The sequence below is a fragment of the Cupriavidus sp. R6-3 genome, assembly GCF_059772245.1.
This window is the reverse complement of record NZ_JCBAJO010000457.1, coordinates 1-813: the sequence shown is the minus strand read 5'-3', so window position 1 is coordinate 813 and position 813 is coordinate 1. Positions and strand designations below refer to the sequence as shown.

At 69.0% G+C, this 813-nt stretch carries 1 pseudogene; it reads left to right on the top strand.

The features are described from left to right. Window positions 1-810 (top strand): annotated as a pseudogene (locus AC6EI8_RS26630) (hypothetical protein); the annotation flags it as partial. Window positions 811-813 lie beyond the last annotated feature (3 nt).

Sequence of the window (813 nt, the reverse complement as noted above, 5' to 3'; positions counted from 1 at the left end):
GACTGGCTGGCGACGATCCCGCTCACGCAGCAGCCGGGAGCGCAGGCGGTGGTTCCCGATGGTCACGTGCTCGTTGGTCCGGGCGCAGTCATCATGGGGCGCGGCGTGTTCGATCCCCGGCACACGAAAGCGGCCGCAAAGCTGTCGTACCTTCTGGGCGCCCCGCAGCCGAGCGCGCAGCAGGCCGAGCAGCCCGCCGAGGAAGCGCGCCCTTCCGGGGACGCCATCGCCCGCAGCAAGCGCATCCTCGAAGCGGTGGACACCTACCACGAGCGCCCGAACAGCATCAACCGGCACGCGCTGCGCTGCATTCTGATGGACGAGTTCACCGAACTGCTGGCGAAGGGCGCCGAGGAAGAGCGGACTGTGGATGCACTGGCCCGCCTCCACTATCAAACGCTGTTCAATGCCATTGCAGCGGCCACCCATGTGAGCGCCGGCGCCGTGTCGATTTCAGTTGCGAAGTTCCGCGCCGCCATCCTCGCCCGCACCGCATCGGGGCCGCGCGCGGAGGGGCTGACCGACGCCACCCGCGACGTGCTGGCCGAGCGCCAGCGTCAGATCACGGCCGAGGGTTGGACGCCGGAGCATGACGACCAGCACCGCGAAGGTGAAATGGCGGAGGCGGCAGCAGCGTATGCGAGCGAAAGCGCCGCGCCACATGGCGGACTGCCGATGTGTTGGCCTTGGGCGAAAGAATGGTGGAAGCCGGCCGATCCGCGCCGCAATCTTGTCAAGGCCGGCGCCCTGATCTTGGCCGAGATCGAGCGGCTGGACCGCGCCGCCCTCGCCGCGTCGAAGGAGGCGTGATGG